14 protein-coding genes are annotated in these 14,621 nt (G+C 72.3%); 6 read left to right on the top strand and 8 right to left on the bottom strand.

Annotation, left to right across the window (positions count from 1 at the left end):
• Positions 1–54 precede the first annotated feature (54 nt).
• Complete coding sequence (locus tag WME89_RS09875; RefSeq protein ID WP_438008969.1) at positions 55–642, bottom strand: hypothetical protein; 588 nt, start codon at positions 640–642, stop codon at positions 55–57.
• 739 nt (positions 643–1,381) lie between these two features.
• Between WME89_RS09875 and WME89_RS09870 the strand changes: the two genes are divergently transcribed.
• A complete protein-coding gene (locus WME89_RS09870) occupies positions 1,382–2,347 on the top strand; it encodes an STAS domain-containing protein (protein WP_438008968.1) in 966 nt (321 codons plus the stop codon).
• A gap of 62 nt (positions 2,348–2,409) precedes the next feature.
• On the opposite strand, the gene WME89_RS09865 is transcribed toward WME89_RS09870, so the two are convergent.
• The 4 genes from WME89_RS09865 to WME89_RS09850 form a co-directional block, all read right to left on the bottom strand.
• On the bottom strand, positions 2,410–4,023 hold the full coding sequence (locus WME89_RS09865; RefSeq protein ID WP_438008967.1) for a vanadium-dependent haloperoxidase: 1,614 nt from the start codon (positions 4,021–4,023) through the stop codon (positions 2,410–2,412).
• A gap of 223 nt (positions 4,024–4,246) precedes the next feature.
• Positions 4,247–5,308, bottom strand: a complete 1,062-nt coding sequence (locus WME89_RS09860; protein WP_438008966.1) for an ABC transporter substrate-binding protein — start codon at positions 5,306–5,308, stop codon at positions 4,247–4,249.
• Positions 5,309–5,349: 41 nt separating this feature from the next.
• On the bottom strand, positions 5,350–6,756 hold the full coding sequence (locus WME89_RS09855; RefSeq protein WP_438008965.1) for an LLM class flavin-dependent oxidoreductase: 1,407 nt from the start codon (positions 6,754–6,756) through the stop codon (positions 5,350–5,352).
• Positions 6,757–6,823: 67 nt separating this feature from the next.
• The gene (locus tag WME89_RS09850; RefSeq protein ID WP_438008964.1) at positions 6,824–7,984 is read right to left on the bottom strand and encodes an MFS transporter; all 1,161 of its coding nucleotides are present in this window, start codon (positions 7,982–7,984) and stop codon (positions 6,824–6,826) included.
• On the opposite strand from WME89_RS09850, the gene WME89_RS09845 reads away from it, so the two are divergent.
• From WME89_RS09845 to WME89_RS09835, 3 genes are all read left to right on the top strand, one after another.
• The gene (locus tag WME89_RS09845) at positions 7,983–8,324 is read left to right on the top strand and encodes a hypothetical protein (RefSeq protein WP_438008963.1); all 342 of its coding nucleotides are present in this window, start codon (positions 7,983–7,985) and stop codon (positions 8,322–8,324) included. The genes WME89_RS09850 and WME89_RS09845 overlap by 2 nt on opposite strands.
• 176 nt (positions 8,325–8,500) lie before the next feature.
• Complete coding sequence (otsB, locus tag WME89_RS09840; RefSeq protein ID WP_438008962.1) at positions 8,501–9,310, top strand: trehalose-phosphatase; 810 nt, start codon at positions 8,501–8,503, stop codon at positions 9,308–9,310.
• A gap of 141 nt (positions 9,311–9,451) precedes the next feature.
• Positions 9,452–10,297 carry a PPK2 family polyphosphate kinase gene (locus WME89_RS09835; RefSeq protein ID WP_438008961.1) on the top strand — a complete coding sequence of 282 codons (846 nt, stop codon included), beginning with the start codon at positions 9,452–9,454 and terminating at the stop codon, positions 10,295–10,297.
• Positions 10,298–10,351: 54 nt separating this feature from the next.
• Here WME89_RS09835 and WME89_RS09830 read toward each other — a convergent pair whose 3' ends face one another.
• The 3 genes from WME89_RS09830 to WME89_RS09820 are packed head-to-tail and all read right to left on the bottom strand — an operon-like array spanning position 10,352 to position 11,813.
• Complete coding sequence (locus WME89_RS09830) at positions 10,352–11,215, bottom strand: SDR family oxidoreductase (RefSeq protein WP_438008960.1); 864 nt, start codon at positions 11,213–11,215, stop codon at positions 10,352–10,354.
• A 29-nt stretch (positions 11,216–11,244) separates the two neighbouring features.
• On the bottom strand, positions 11,245–11,679 hold the full coding sequence (locus tag WME89_RS09825) for a GNAT family N-acetyltransferase (protein ID WP_438008959.1): 435 nt from the start codon (positions 11,677–11,679) through the stop codon (positions 11,245–11,247).
• Positions 11,679–11,813: a hypothetical protein gene (locus tag WME89_RS09820; RefSeq protein WP_438008958.1), complete on the bottom strand. Its 135-nt coding sequence runs from the start codon at positions 11,811–11,813 to the stop codon at positions 11,679–11,681. The genes WME89_RS09825 and WME89_RS09820 overlap by 1 nt, the downstream gene beginning before the upstream one ends.
• A 141-nt stretch (positions 11,814–11,954) precedes the next feature.
• On the opposite strand from WME89_RS09820, the gene WME89_RS09815 reads away from it, so the two are divergent.
• Positions 11,955–12,737, top strand: coding sequence for an endonuclease/exonuclease/phosphatase family protein (locus WME89_RS09815; protein WP_438008957.1), 783 nt, complete (start codon positions 11,955–11,957; stop codon positions 12,735–12,737).
• Between the two features lie 117 nt (positions 12,738–12,854).
• On the top strand, positions 12,855–14,552 hold the full coding sequence (locus tag WME89_RS09810; RefSeq protein WP_438008956.1) for a rhomboid family intramembrane serine protease: 1,698 nt from the start codon (positions 12,855–12,857) through the stop codon (positions 14,550–14,552).
• Positions 14,553–14,621: the final 69 nt, after the last annotated feature.

Raw genomic sequence — 14,621 nt, 5'->3', positions numbered from 1 at the left:
CGGCCCGAGGAGGGCCCACTGTCGTCGCGGAACCGGGGATGCCCCGGGGCGGCGCTAGTTGTTGAAGTACGCCGGGATGTCGATGAACTCCTGCGTGAACAGCGCCCTGAAGAACTCCGGGTCGGTTCCCGGCGCGAGCTCGATGTACCGGGTGTACTCGAGCAGCGTCTTGTTACCGCACACCCGGGTCGCATCTCCGAACGCGTAATATTGCTCCATGCCCAGCTCCGGCACCGGCTCCACGAGACGAACGAGTATCTGGTTCTCCTCCTCGGAGCGGTAGATGATCTCCTCGTGGAGCGTGATGCCACCCGAGGTGAACTGGTAGCGCGAGGGGATGATCTCCGGGCCTCCACCGTCCTCCCACATGAACGTCGGCGCCACGTCGGGGAGGACGGCCTCCACGAACCGCTCGATGTCGCGGAGCACCGGCCAGACCTCGCTGATCGGCGCGTCGAGCAGCACCCGCTGATAGCTCAGGTACTGATTCTCTCCGATGGGCGTGAGCACGAGCACACTCTCTGTGTCATTGCACTTGACCTTGCGCGCCGCGCCATCGCCGGCGCCCGGCGCATGGTCCTTTGCGGCCGCGCTGCCCGTCCAGAGCAGGGCCGTCAGGCAGCCCGCGAGTACGACCGACAAGCTCGTTGTAGCTCTCATTGTCAAGCTCCTCTCGTTACGCTGGGGAGGCGTTGTTCTCTTCGATGGCGCGGCGCCTCTGGCGTCACGTGCGCGCTCCAGCCCAGAAGGGCTCTCGCGCTCGCGAGCGCGCAGAGCGCTCTCCGGCCAACTGGAGCAGCCTAGCAAGCTCTACCGTGCGTCGTCGAGCGGAAAACCGTTGTTACCTTGCGGTGTTACCTCCGAGGCATCCCCTCAAATTTTTCGAAAAATTCACAGGGAGGCGGGGAGGGAAATCTTCAAAACACTCCCCGTCTCCCCGCCTCCCTGTTCAATTTCCCCGCTGAAAAGGGCTGCACAATGAGGGGATTCCTCAGGTGTTACCTCGCAAGGCCCGCCCCGCGGGTCACGGCGCGAGCGGGGCGTCGTCGCGTCGTCGCGTCGTCGCGTCGTCGCGTCATCGCGTCATCGCGTCATCGCGTCATGCGCAGCGGATGGATCCGGACGTGTGGCGACCACCCGACGTGGAGCAGCGTCTCCCACACGGAACGACGACAGCCACACCATCGTGGATGGCGAGCACGACAGCGGCGCGGACAGGTCCTGTGCAACCCAGCGCACCACGCGCGCTGCGCCCGTACCTCGATTTACACGTGGCGAGCGCTCGAATACCATCCCCGTACAGTGGCGCTACCGCTGGCCCGACCGGCACTTACCTTTCTTCAGGGCAGCGAGGGAGCAGCGGAGCGTCGCAGGACGAGGGATGGCAATCAGCATCATGGGAGAAGGCACGCATGAAGGGACGGCTCCTGCAGGTGCGCCCACGTCCGAGAGCGCGGAGCGGCGGATAGCGGCGCTGGAGAGGGCGCTGGCGCAGGCGCAGGCCGAGCTCTCGGACCTGCGGTCAACGCACCAGAGCCTCCACGACATGCTCATGCACGCGCGCACGCCGGTCTGCATGTGGCGGGGCGACGAGCTCGTGTTCACCCTCGTGAACCCGGCCTACTGCGCCTCTTTGCCGGGCCGTCAGCTCCTGGGGAGGCCGCTCCTCGACGTGCTCCGCGAGGTGCTCAGCGAGGAGGCGGCGCAGGGGTTCCATGCCCTCGTGAACGGCGTCTACCGCACCGGCCAGCCGTTCCTCGGCAGCGAGGTGCCCGTGAAGCTGCAGGACGCGGAGCAGGGCCGCGAGGAGCTGCGCTGGTTCAACATCGTGTACGCGCCCGTCCGCGATGGGTCGGACGGCATCGTCGGCGTGTGCCACTACGGCGTCGAGATCACGGAGCAGGTGCAGGCGCGCCAGGCGGCGGAGGCGAAGGCCGAGGAGCTGCAGCGCAGCGCCGAGCTGATCGCGGCGCAACAGGAGACGATCCGCGCCCTGAGCACGCCGCTCCTGCCGCTGGCGAAGGACGTGCTCGCGATGCCGCTGGTCGGGCCGATCGACGCCCGGCGCTCCGAGCAGATCATGGAAGGGCTGCTCCGGGGGGTCGCGAAAGAGGGCGCCTCGATGGTGATCCTGGACGTCACCGGCGTGGAGACGATCGACACGCAGGCCGCTGACGCCGTGGTGCGGGCCGCGCAGGCGGTGCGGCTCCTCGGGGCGCGGGTGCTTGTCACCGGCATTCAGCCGTCGATGGCGCAAGTCCTCGTACAGCTCGGCGTGGACCTGCGCGGCATCGCCACCTACAGCACCTTGCAATCCGGTATCGCCGCCGCGATGCGCGCACGATAGCCGCCCCGGCGGCCCGCGGCGCGGCGCTGACCCGCCGCCCGCAGCTCCAGCCGGGGCTCCTCTCAACCCGTCTTCCGTCGCCGGCGCAGGGCGGACAGCGCGAGCGCGGCACTGGCGATCAGGAAGCCCGCGCTCGGGCGGCCTGCTCCGGCCCCCGTCGCGGCGGAGCAACCGCTGTCGTCGGCCGGCCCCGGAGAGTCGCCGCCCCCGCCGCCGCCGTCGCTGGCCTGCCCGCCAGCCCCACCGTCGCCCCCGGCCGCGCTCCCGCCGCCGCCGGCTCCGCCTGTCCCCGGCGCGCCCCCCTCGCCTGCGCTGCCCTCGCCGCTGCCCCCTGCGCCGCCGGCCCCACCGCCGTCACCCCCCGCGCCGCCGGCCCCACCGCCGTCACCCCCTGCGCCGCCGGCCCCACCGCCGCCGCCCGAGCCTCCCTGGCCTGCGTCGTCCGGGCTCGGCGGGAGCAGGTTGATGTAGGTCTGTCTGGCGATCTTCTCACCGAGCGTCTGCCCCGCCGCCGTCGAGGCGGGGAAGTGGACGCCGCCGTAATAGCGGCTGCGAGCCGCCTCGCTCACCGCCTGGCTGAAGCTCGCGAAGGTGCGCGTGGTGTCGGGATAGGTGTCGGACGCGAGCGAGAAGCTCACGTCGTCGCCGAAATAGTACCTGAGCACGTTCAGGCCGGCGGAGACCGCTGTCGCCGCGCCGCTCGGGTAATCCGGGTGCGCGGGCAGCGGGCTGAGGAGCGATGTCCACTCCGGATCAGCGACCGTCGCCTCGTTGCCGTCGGCGGCGGCGAGCGGGATCGCGGAGGCGGGCCGCCACAGCTGGTAGAAATACTTGCCGTCCCAGGCCGCGATCCGGGCGTCGGCCAGCGCCGCGTTCAGCAGCGCGAAGAGGCGCGCCTCCTCGGCGATGTCGAGGCCGCGCGCCGCGGACACCTGGCGCGCGACGGCGTTCGGCGTGAGGACCGCAGAGCCGTTCCAGAACTGCGCGATGACCGTCTGCTCCGGCGTCCGCGCGCTGCTGTTCGCGCCGCCGAGGGCCTTCACCTGGTTGACGGTGGCTGCATACTCGGCCGAGTCGAGCGCCGGCGGAGGGGGGCTGCGGTGCTCGTCGGGGCTGGAGAGCACGAACGGATCGACCGAGCGCCAGGTCGAGTCGGCCGTCTGGCCGGGCTGGGGGTGGCGCCACTTGCCCGGCTCGGTCCCTTCCGGGAACGACTCCGAGCCGGCCGAGCCGTCGTCAGCGCGCAGCGCCAGAGTCTCCTCGGCGGCCTGGACGCCGACGGCGACGCCGTTGTCCTCCTCCGCGCCGTCCGGGATGCCCTGGAGCGAGAAGCTCAGCGCGTCGTCCAGCGCCTCGGCCTGGGCGGGGAAGAGCTGCGTCAGCACCGCGTGCGCGGCGGCCGCGGCGGCGGCGTCCGCCGAGGCCGGCCCCGCGGCGACGGGGTGCGAAGAATAGGCCTGATAGCGCGGCACGATCGCGGCCACCGCGTCGTGCACCGCGAGGTGCACGAGGGCGAGATCGCGGCTCTGCGCGTTGGTGCTCCGCCCCGCGGTCTTCGCGGCCTGGACGGTCACCCTGTTCCAGTCGAGGACGACGTCGGCGTGGGCCGTCGCGCCTTGCAGGACCAGGGCGGTAGCCAGGCACGCGGGCGCGGCCCGGAGAATGGATCTCGGCATGTGATGACTCCTCGGAGGCTTTTCGTTGCACAACGAAGCGAAGCGTCGCGCCGCGCCGCCGGCCCGCTGAACGGGTCGTGAAGGGCGCCGGACGGCTCGCGCGCGACGCGAGCTCAGGTCATTTCAGCTGCACGGACGCGGAGGCCGCCCGGAGCGGGAGAGCACCTCTGCGCTCTCCACACCTCATGGGGATCCCTCCTGCGCGCTCGAGCGTTCGACCTCGTCACTGCACCTGCGGCGCGAACGGGTTGAGCTGGTTGGTGTACAGGTCCTCGGCCTTGATCTGCCCCTCTTTGAGCTCGCCGTCCCTCACCAGCCAGTCGATCCAGACCTGGTATTCCTTCGAGGCCAGGAGCCCCCCTTTTCCGGCGACGCCCAGGCTGGTCCAGTACTTCACCACCGACGCGTCCTCGTTGCGCTTTCGCCGCTCGATGATGCTCTGCAGGCGGGCTATCACCTCGTCGCGCGGGGCGCTGCGCGCCCACTCGATGGCGCGCGCCGCGGCCTCCACGAACTTGCGGGCGCTGTTCGGGTTCTCCTGGATGAAGCGCTTCGTCAGCACGTAGCTGCCGGCGGTGAACTCCCCGAACAGCTCGTGATCCGAGAAGAGCGCCCGGATCCCGCCGCGCTCGAGCGCCTTGTCGCGCAGGATGTCGCCGAGGACCGCGACCTCCACCTGCTTCTGCCGGAGCGCCTGCTCCGCGCTCACCGGCGGCAGCACCACCAGCGTGACCTGCTCGATCTCGGCGCTCGTCAGCCCCTGCCGCGACAGGTACTCCTTCAGCATGAACTCGTGGTGCGCGCCCAGCGTGTTCATGGCGACCTTCTTGCCGAGCAGGTCCCGCGGGGCCTTGATCGGGCTGTCGTCGAGCACATAAAAGCCGCTCCACCGCTTCGCGTCGACCCCGTAGCCGCCCACCACCGCCCGGAGCGGCGCCCCGGCGGCGATCAGCTTGATCACCGCGCCGTTGAACGCCTGCCCGAAATCGGTGTCTCCGGTGACCACCGTCTGGATGTCCTGCGGTCCGCTGATCGTGTTGCCGACGTAGCTCAGCTTGATCGGGGCGAGATAGCCGAGGTCCTCCGCCAGCTCCGGCACCGAGACCGCGCCGGAGAAGCCCTGATAGCGCAGCTCCAGCACCTCGGGGTCGCCGGCGGCCCTGTCGCCCTTGCCGCCGCCTGGCTCGGCCTTCGAGCAGGCCGCGAGCGAGAGCGCGGCGCAGAGGGCCGCGACGAACGCGCGGCGGGTCCTGGTGATTCGAGATGTCCGGTGAGAGTCGCGCATAGTTCAGGGCCTCTGGGAGCGCCGTTCGTGTCGTCAGGGCCTCAGGCCGAGGCCCTCGCCGCGGCGGGGGCCGGCGGGGCGACGGCGGGCTCGATCTTGCCGGGCCTCGGCCGCTCGCCGGTCCGGAACTTGTTGGCGGGGCGCGGCAGACCCAGGTTCTCGCGCAGGGTCCGCCCCTCGTACTCGGTCCGGAAGAGGCCCCGGCGGCGCAGCTCCGGGATCACCAGATCGATGAAGTCGGTGAGCCCGCCGGGCAGGTACGGCGGCATGACGTTGAAGCCGTCCGCCGCGTCCTCGAGGAACCACTGCTCCAGCTGATCGGCGATGCTCTGCGGCGTGCCGACGAGCTGCCGGTGCCCGCGCGCCCCGGCGATCCACTCGTACAGGCCGCGGATGGTCAGGTTGTTCCGGCGCGCCAGATCGACGAGCAGCTTCTGCCGGCTCTTGCCGCCGTTGCTCTCCGGCAGATCCGGGAGCGGCCCGTCCACCGGGTACTGCGACAGATCGGTCCCGCCCGACATCCCCGACAGGAGCGCCAGCCCGACCTCGGGGTGGATCAGCGCCTGGAGCTCGCCGAACTTGTCCTGGGCCTCCTGCTCGGTCCGGCCCACCACCGGGAAGATCCCCGGCATGATCTTGAGGTGCTCCGGCGAGCGCCCGTGGCGGTCGAGGCGGTCCTTCACGCTCCTGTAGAACGCCTGGGCGTCTCCCAGCGTCTGCTGCGCGGTGAAGATCACCTCCGCCGTCTCCGCCGCGAGCTCCTGGCCTGGCTCGGACGACCCCGCCTGCACCATCACCGGATACCCCTGCGGCGGGCGGGCCACGTTGAGCGGCCCGCGGACCGAGAAGTGCTCGCCCTTGTGGTCCGGCACGTGCAGCCGGCCCGGCTCGAAGAAGAGGCCAGACTCCTTGTTCCGCACGAACGCGTCGTCATCCCAGCTGTCCCACAGCGAGGTGACGACGTCGACGAACTCCCGCGCTCGCCGGTACCGCAGCGCGTGCTCCAGGTGGTGATCGCGGTTGAAGTTCAGCGCCTCGGCCGGGTTCGCGGAGGTGACCAGGTTCCACCCGGACCGCCCGCCGCTCAGGTAGTCGAGCGAGGCGAACTTGCGCGCGAGGTGGAAGGGCTCGTTGTAAGTCGTCGACACCGTGGCCACGAGCCCGATGTGCTCGGTCACGGCGGAGAGCGCCGACAGCAGGGTGATCGGCTCGAAGTGAACGACGCTGGTCCGGCTGAGCGACTCCGGCGAGCGGTCCCACACCGCGGCGCTGTCGGCCAGGAACATCATGTCGAACTTCGCGCGCTCGGCGGCCTGGACGATCTGCTTGTAGTGCTTGAAGTTCAGGCCGGCGTCGGCCTGCGCCGCCGGGTGGCGCCAGGCGGCCACGTGATGGCCCGTGGCCATCAGGAACGCTCCGAGCTTCAGTTGACCCTTGCGCTGGCTCATCTCTCTCCTCCTCGCGACTCCCTACTTCACGGACACGCCCGCTCCGCTCGCGTCTCCCGCTCGCTCGTCACTCGGCGGCCGCGGGCGCGGCGGACGCCTGAGGCACCGCCGCCACGGCGCTGGACGTCCTGCGCGCCACCGCGAGGAGCACGCCGAAGAGCACGGACAGGAACAGGAACATGGACTGGAGCCCCAGGCTCCGGCCCACCAGGCCTCCGACGGTGCTGCCGAACAGCCCTCCTGACGGCCCCACCAGGGCGTGCAGGCCGGCCACCTTCCCCCGCCCCACCCGCGCGCCGATCCGGGCGATGCGGGTGAGGTTCGCGATCTGCAAGAGCCCGAGGCCGAGCCCGAGGATCAGGCCGCCGACGCGGAGCGGGGCCAGGTCGCTCGACAGCCCGAGCAGCAGCAGCGCGCTCGGGACGAGGATGAGGCTGGCGAGGTACGTGCGCTCGTGCCCCACCCGGCCCACGAGGCCGCCCAGCGAGAACAGCGCGAAGATGTAGGTCACGCCCTGCCAGGCGAGCAGCCCCGAGGCCTCGGCCGCCGTCAGGTGAGCGACGGTGACGCCGATCGGGATGATGAAGAACATGAAGAACGAGTTGACCGACTGCGTCGCGAACTCGATCACGCACACGCTGCGGAGATCGACGTCCTGCGCGAGCAGGGCGAGGTCGGACCGGACGCCCGACAGGCGGAGCGAGCGAGCGGAGGTGGCCCGCACGGCGTAGCGGCCGAAGACGATCGACGACATGAACACGGTGACGAGGAACGAGACCCCGATGAGCCGGTAGGTGCCCGGGAAGCCCAGGGCCCGGGTGAGGCTGGCCGCGAGGATGGGGCCGAGGAGGAACATGCCGACCATATGCGTCCCGCGGTACCAGCCGGCCTTGCCCTCTCCCACCGTCTCGAGCTGCTGCATGAACACGGTGCTCAGCGAGACGAAGCGCATGGGCATGAAGAAGCTGATCGCGGTCGTGCAGGCCAGCAGGAACACCGGCGACGGGACCGCCGGCAGGGCCATGTAGATCGTCCCGGCGACGAGGCTCCCGAGCACGAACAGCCGCGATGGCCCGAGGTGATCGACGAGGAGCCCGATGGGGATGCTCATGAGCAGCACCCCGATGCTCTGCGATCCGGCGATCAGCCCGAGCAGCGCCTCGTCCGCCTGGAGATCCAGCGCGTACAGCGTCGTGGTCACCTTGGCCACGCCGACGCTGATGCCCATGACCGAGGACAGCGCCGCGAACACGAGAAGAAAGCGGTTCTTGTCGATGAAGGTGCGCAGTTGGACCTCGGTCGATGCTCGGCCGGCGCCCGGTCAAAGCCCGGTGGACGCTCGGCAAACGCTCGGTGAGGCGATCGAGTCAGCAACACCCATGCCGCATGTCCACACGCGATCCGGCGGCGCCGCCCGGGCGCGCGCTGCTGCCCTGGAAGCAGCCGGTGATGATCGGCTGCTCCGTCGCGAGCAGGGCCACGCCGCTGCGCCCGGCGCCGGCGGATCAAGCGCGGTCGAGGGCAAGACCGAAGGCCGCCGCGTTCACGAGGTCATCATCCGTTTCTGACCCGCGCCGCCGCGAGCGGCGCGCTCCCTCTCGCTGCGGCGAGCGCCAGAGAACGGCGCGACGCCGCGAGGCGGCGATGTGTCGCCCTCAAGAAGTGATTCCCAATACAATCGAGCGTCCGTACCGGCGGCTTGGAATCGTCTCCCGCTCCCGCTCACGGTAAGCTCCGGGACAGCATGGACGTTGGCCAGTTCATCGAGCGCGCGGCGGCCGCGCCGTCGTTGCTGCTCGCGACCGACTTCGACGGCACCATCGCCGAGATCGCCGCGGTCTCGGGCGGGGCGGCGGCGGCGCCTGTCGCGCTCGAGGCGCTCCAGGCGCTCTCGCACGCTCCGGGGACGGCCGTGGCGGTCGTGACGGGCAGGACGATCTACGACGTGGCGGCGCGCACGGCGACCCTGGATGCGGTCTGGCGCGTGGGCGAGCACGGGGCCGAGATCGCGGCGCCGGGCGGGGCGCTCGTGTACACGGCGGAGGCGCCGGTCGAGGCGCTCGACGCGCTGGAGCGCGACGCGGACGAGATCGCGCGGCGGGTCCCCGCGTTCTGGGTCCAGCGCAAGCGCTGCTCGATCGCGCTCCACTGGCGGCTCGTCTCGGCCGAGGACCGGCCCGCGGCGTTCGCCGCGGTCGGGGTGTGGGCGGAGGCGGCGCGGCAGCGAGGGCTCGTGGTCATGGAGGGGCGCAGCATCCACGAGGCGCGGGACGCCGCGCACGACAAGGGCGGCGCCCTCGCGTTCATGCTGGCGCGGCTGCCGCCGGGGACGGTGATGGTCTATGCGGGCGACGACACGACCGACGAGCCGGCGATCGCCTACGCGCGGGCGCACGGGGGCGTGGGCGTGTACATCGCCTCGTCCGAGCGGCCGGAGCCCCGGGTAAAGCCCGACCTGACGCTCGACGAGCCCGGCGCGTGGATCGCGCTGCTCCGGGAGCTCGCGGCGCGCCGCGGCGGGCTGGTCAGCACGGCGGCGCTGCGCTCCGCGTGAGCGGGCTGGTCAGCGCGGCGGCGCTGCATTCCGCGTGAGCGGGCTGGCGAGCGGTCGAGGCGAGCGCGCGGGGCCGCGCCGCTGCCGCGCGCTCGACGCCGCGCTGGCGGAGGGCGCGGGGGGATCTGTAGGCTGGCGCGTATGCCCATCACGCGACTCACGAAGCCTGATTCGAAGTTTCGCCTGGACGACGTCTCGACCGACCCGCCCCGCGACGCGAGCAAGCAGGAGGCGGCCGAGCGGCTCCACGATCTCGGCAAGGAGCTGCTGGAGCTGCAGGAGCTCATGTGGGGCGCGAGGACGCACAGCGTCCTGATCGTCCTCCAGGGCCGCGACGCCGCCGGCAAGGACGGCGCGATCAAGAACGTGGTCGGCGCGCTCAACCCGCGCGGCGTCTCGGTGAGCTCGTTCGGCGTGCCCACGAAGGAGGAGCGGGAGCACGACTTCCTGTGGCGGATCCACCGGCAGGCGCCGCGCGCGGGGGAGTTCTCGATCTTCAACCGATCTCACTACGAGGACGTGCTCGTCGTGCGCGTGCACGATCTGGAGCCGAAGTCGCGCTGGGGCGAGCGCTACGACCACATCAACGACTTCGAGGAGCTCCTGGCCGAGCACGGGACCATCGTGATCAAGTTCTTCCTGCACATCAGCAAGAAGGAGCAGGAGGAGCGGCTCCTCGAGCGCGAGAAGAGCCCCTCGACCGCCTGGAAGCTCAACGTGAACGACTGGAAGGAGCGGGAGCACTGGGACGAGTACACCGAGGCTTACGAGGACGTCTTCCGGCGCTGCGCGGCCAAGCACGCGCCCTGGTGCATCGTCCCGGCGGACGCCAAGTGGTACCGCAACCTCGTCGTCGCCGAGACGGTGCTCGAGGCGATGCGGGAGCACCGCGACGAGTGGCTGGAGACGCTCGACCGGGCCGGGAGGGCGGGGCGCGAGGAGCTCGAGGAGTACCGGAAATCGAAGGGAGTCCGGCACAAGGGGTGAGCGTCCGCTGAGGCGGAGTCGCGCGGCCCGACCATGGCCGTGAAGCCGGCCGGGCTACGCGCCCGCGAGCGCCTCGAACCAGGCCCGCAGCGGGCGCGTCCCGCGCGCCGGAGCGACCGAGTCGGACATCGTCACGGCCGCCACGAACTCCAGCAGATCCGACAGCCGCGGATGGATGCCCGCGAGCAGCACGCTCGTGGACCGGAACACCCCTGCGGGGACGTGCACGATAAGCCCCTTCTTGCCGACGGCGTCGAAGGCGAGGCGCATCACCTCGTCGCGGGTCATGACGTCGGGCCCGCCCACGGGCAGCACGTCCGGGCCTCCGGCGACCACCTCGGCGAGCGCCTCCGCGACGTCGACGGGGTGCACCGGGTTGGTCCTCGCGAGGCCGTCGCCGGGCACCGTGCCCAGGCCGGCGCGGGCCATCCTGATCATGTCGCTCAGCGCAGAGTAGACGCCGGTGGGGCGCACGAAGGAGAACGAGATACCCGAGGCGCGGATACGCTCCTCCATCTGGAGATGGGCGGCGAGGTAACGGGTGTGGGCGTAGCCCGGGCCAGGCTGCGCCGAGAGGTAGACGAAGCGCCGCGTCCCCGACCGCTTCGCGGCCTCGAGGAGGTGCGTGTTCGCCACCACGTCGACGTCGTGATAGCTCCTGCGCTCGCGCAGCGTCATCGAGACATTCGCGCCGAGGCAGGAGACGATCGTATCCACGCCGGCGAGCGCGCCGCTCACGGCCCCCGGCTCCGCCGCGTCGGCGACGACGACCTCGGAGGCGAGGCCGAGCAGGCGCGTGGCGTTCCCCTCGACGCGGGAGAGGGTGCGCACGAAGCACCCCCGCGCGCGGAGCAGCCGCAAGAGCTCGAAGCCCACCGCGCCCGTGGCGCCGGCGAGGAGGATCCGCTGCGTGGTCATCGGCTCACCCGTTCCTTTCGCTCCACAGCTCAGGCCATCACCCTGACCATCCTCGTGTGCAGGATCCCCGCCTCGTCGAAGGTCGGCCCCTCCTCGACGAACCCGAGCTTGCGGTAGAACGGCGCGGCCGAGACCTGCGCGTTCAGGACCAGGGCGCGCGCGCCCTGCGCCGCGCCGATGCGGATCGCCTCCTCGAGCAGGCGCCGCCCGAGGCCGGCGCCGCGGAGATCCTTCCTGACCGCGACGCGGCCCACCTTGAGCGCGCCGTCGTACGGCACGATCCGCATCGTCGCGACGACCTCGTCGCCCTCCAGCACCACGTAGTGCTGCGCATCGGCGTCGAGCTCGTCGCTCTCGACGTCCGCGGGCACGGCCTGCTCGACGACGAAGACGTCGAACCGCAGGCGCAGCGCGCCGGCGTAGAGCGGCGAGTCGCTGCGGATCGGGATGATCTCGCCGGCCATCACGCCCTCTCCCCCGCGGCGCAGGGGGCGCTGCCCTCGGCGCCCGCGCGCGGCAGGGCCGCGGCCGCCCGGGCGCCGGCAGACACGGGGACGAGGTGCAGGGCGCCCTGGAGGCCTCGGTGCTCGGTGCTCATCGTCGGCTCCATGGTCTGTCAGGCCGGGGCGCGGCCCCGCGCGCGGCCACGTCCGCTTCGTGCGCTGTCGCCGGCGCCGCGTCCACCGGATTCAGCGCGCCCTGGAGCCGCTCCGCGGTCACGAGCTAGCCTGATCCCGAGATGAAGATCATGACCTTCAACATCCTCTTCGGCGGCGAGGACCGCTTCGACGCGATCCTCGCGATCGCCGCGGCGGCGCGCCCGGACCTGCTCGTCCTCCAGGAGTGCGTCGGCTGGGGGGACGGCGCCCGGCTCCGGGCCGTCGCCGAGGCGATCGGCGCGCCGTCCGGCGACCGGCACGCCGTGCTCGGCCGCGCCAACCCGCGGCCGAACGGCCGGCGCAACCACGTCTGCGTGGTCAGCCGGGCGCCGCTCGTCGAGGCGCGCGTGCACGCGCCCGAGGCGCTGGCCCACTGCCTCGTCGAGGTCGAGCTCTCGCTCGCGGGCGAGCCGCTCGTGGTGCTCGGCACCCACCTCAACGCGGGCAGCGAGGACCGCCGGCTCACCGAGGCCCGCTGGCTGCTCGCCCTCGTGCCGCCCGAGCGGTTCGCCGCGGGCCTCTGGGCGCTCGCCGGCGACCTCAACGCGCTGTCGCGGCGCGATCCCTACCCCGCGGACCTCGACGCGCGCCTCGCGGCCGCCGGCATCGAGAAGTACGGCAGCCCGCCGCGGTTCGACACGATGGACGCGATCGAGGCGTTCGGCTGGACCGACGCCCTGCGCGTCCGGCCGGGCGCCGCGCGCTGGGCCACCGCGCTGCGCGGGCGCCCCGGCGCGCAGGTGGAGACGCGGACCGACTACGTGCTGCTCTCACCGCGGCTGTCCAGACGGCTCGCGCAGGCCCACGTCATCGACGTCGGCGCCGCGTCCGACCACCACGCGGTCGTCGCCGAGATCGCCTGAAGCACGCGCCGCGCAGCGCGCGCCGGGCCGGGCGCGCTTCGCGGTCCTGCTCGCGCCGGCTTTCCGCTACGCTCGCGGCGGGGCCTCTCCCAGCAGCGCACGAGGAGGAGATAGAGCGTGGTGGAGTTGCCGACCATGGGCCCGGCGCCCGGGGACGAGACCTTGATTCAACGCGACCGCCTGCTCGCCGCGCTGCTGGTGGGGCGGGACGACCTCCTGCTCCTCCACTGCGATGCGGTCGTCGCGGAGCTCGTCGGGCGGACGGCCCCGGTGCGGCTCGTGCTCGTCACGACCGCCGCCGACGCCTCGGCCGACGAGATCCGCGCGCGGCTCGGGGCCCTGGTGAAGGCGATCCCCCCCGGCGGGCCGCCGGCGCACTTCGTCGTGGTGGGCGGCGGCGCTGCCGCGGGCCAGGCCGCGCTCTCCCGGGCGTCGCCCATCCTCCAGCCCGTGCGCATGGGCTTCCACCACCTCGACGCGGCGGGCGCGCTCGCGCGCGTGAAGGGGCCGGCCTTGCCGCTCCTCGCGGCGGCCCACGCGCGCCTCGCCGAGGTGGGCCCGATCGGCCCCGAGGCGCTCGCGGAGGCGCTCGCGCTGGCGCAGCAGGAGCGCGCGATCGTGGACCGGCTCTCGGGCAGCCGCCGCGTCACGGCGACGCTCGTGATCGCGTGCGCCTCGCTCCTCGCCGTGAGCTACGCCTTCGGCTCCGGCACCCACGACGCGGCGCTCTGGCGCATGGGCGCCGACAACGCCGACGCGGTGCGCCGCGGCGAGGTCTACCGGCTCTTCGCCTCGGCCTTCCTGCACGCCAACCCGGTGCACCTGTTCGTCAACATGCTGGCGCTCTGGTCCCTCGGCCCGATGCTCGAGGCGCTGGTCGGCCCGCGGCGCTTCCTGCTGCTCTACGGGGCCTCGGCGCTGGGCGGGGCGATCGCGAGCACCGTCGGCAGCGTGCTCGACGAGGGCCGGTGGAGCGTCGGCGCGTCGGGCGCGATCTGGGGCCTCATGACCGCCGGCATCGGCGTCGCGCTCCGGCCCCACGGGCTCCTGCCCCCCTCGATGATCGCGCGGATGCGCAGCCGCGCGTGGTGGCCGCTCGGGCTCAACCTCGCGATCAGCCTGATACCCGGCGTCGATCTGCTCGCGCACCTCGGCGGCGGCGTCGTCGGCTTCGCGCTCGCCGTCACCGTCCTGCCCCGGGGCCTCACGCCGCTCGATCAGCGCCAGCGCCCGTCGGACGCGGAGCCGAGGCCGCGCCCCCTCCTCACGGCGGCGGCCGCGCTCATGGGTGTGGCGATGGCGCTGTCCGTGGTGGTGGCGCTCGCCGTCGGCCGCCCCTGGGAGCTCGCCGCGCCGCCGGCGCTGACGCGCACCGCTGTCGCGGACACGGGCGTCGCGCTGGACCTGCCGGAGTCGCTCGCGCGGGCCCCCTCCGTGGAGGAGCTCGACGGCGTCCGCGTCCACACGTACGGGCGGCTGCCCGACACGCCGGTGGTGTTCCAGCTCATGGTGTTCCCGCGCCAGGGCGAGACGACGCCCGAGCAGCTCGACGCGGACCTCGAGCAGGGGCGCAAGGACCTCGACCAGATGCCGCCGGAGGGCGCGGCCGCCATGGGCCCGGCGAAGCGCATCACGCTGGGCGGCAGGCCGGCGCTGAGCGTCAGGCACCAGCTCAAGAACGGGATGCAGATGGCTTCCTATGTCGTCGCGCTCGAGGACCGGGACGTGTTCCTCAAGGCCTACGTGGCGGCGGATCGGCCAGCGTCCTGGGGCGGGCTCGAGGACAAGGTGGCAGCCACGCTCGGGCTGCAGTGAGGCGCGGCAGCGCGCGGCGGGCAGCGCCAGCGGCCGGCATGGCAGGCGAACGGCGGACGGAGACCTGAC

Source organism: Sorangium sp. So ce321 (assembly GCF_051530195.1).
GTDB lineage: Bacteria > Myxococcota_A > Polyangia > Polyangiales > Polyangiaceae > Sorangium.
Note: the sequence above shows the minus strand (reverse complement) of the source record. Positions and strands in the feature narration are given on the sequence as shown.

Excerpts from the sequence above, each read along its gene's own strand:
- WME89_RS09865 (WP_438008967.1), bottom strand. The coding sequence starts at position 4,023 with ATGCCGAGATCCATTCTCCGGGCCGCGCCCGCGTGCCTGGCTACCGCC.
- WME89_RS09855 (WP_438008965.1), bottom strand. The coding sequence starts at position 6,756 with ATGAGCCAGCGCAAGGGTCAACTGAAGCTCGGAGCGTTCCTGATGGCC.
- WME89_RS09815 (WP_438008957.1), top strand. The coding sequence starts at position 11,955 with ATGAAGATCATGACCTTCAACATCCTCTTCGGCGGCGAGGACCGCTTC.
- WME89_RS09835 (WP_438008961.1), top strand. The coding sequence starts at position 9,452 with ATGCCCATCACGCGACTCACGAAGCCTGATTCGAAGTTTCGCCTGGAC.
- WME89_RS09850 (WP_438008964.1), bottom strand. The coding sequence starts at position 7,984 with ATGGGCATCAGCGTCGGCGTGGCCAAGGTGACCACGACGCTGTACGCG.
- WME89_RS09820 (WP_438008958.1), bottom strand. The coding sequence starts at position 11,813 with ATGAGCACCGAGCACCGAGGCCTCCAGGGCGCCCTGCACCTCGTCCCC.
- WME89_RS09860 (WP_438008966.1), bottom strand. The coding sequence starts at position 5,308 with ATGCGCGACTCTCACCGGACATCTCGAATCACCAGGACCCGCCGCGCG.
- WME89_RS09870 (WP_438008968.1), top strand. The coding sequence starts at position 1,382 with ATGGCAATCAGCATCATGGGAGAAGGCACGCATGAAGGGACGGCTCCT.
- WME89_RS09825 (WP_438008959.1), bottom strand. The coding sequence starts at position 11,679 with ATGGCCGGCGAGATCATCCCGATCCGCAGCGACTCGCCGCTCTACGCC.
- otsB (WP_438008962.1), top strand. The coding sequence starts at position 8,501 with ATGGACGTTGGCCAGTTCATCGAGCGCGCGGCGGCCGCGCCGTCGTTG.
- WME89_RS09830 (WP_438008960.1), bottom strand. The coding sequence starts at position 11,215 with ATGACCACGCAGCGGATCCTCCTCGCCGGCGCCACGGGCGCGGTGGGC.
- WME89_RS09845 (WP_438008963.1), top strand. The coding sequence starts at position 7,983 with ATGACCGAGGACAGCGCCGCGAACACGAGAAGAAAGCGGTTCTTGTCG.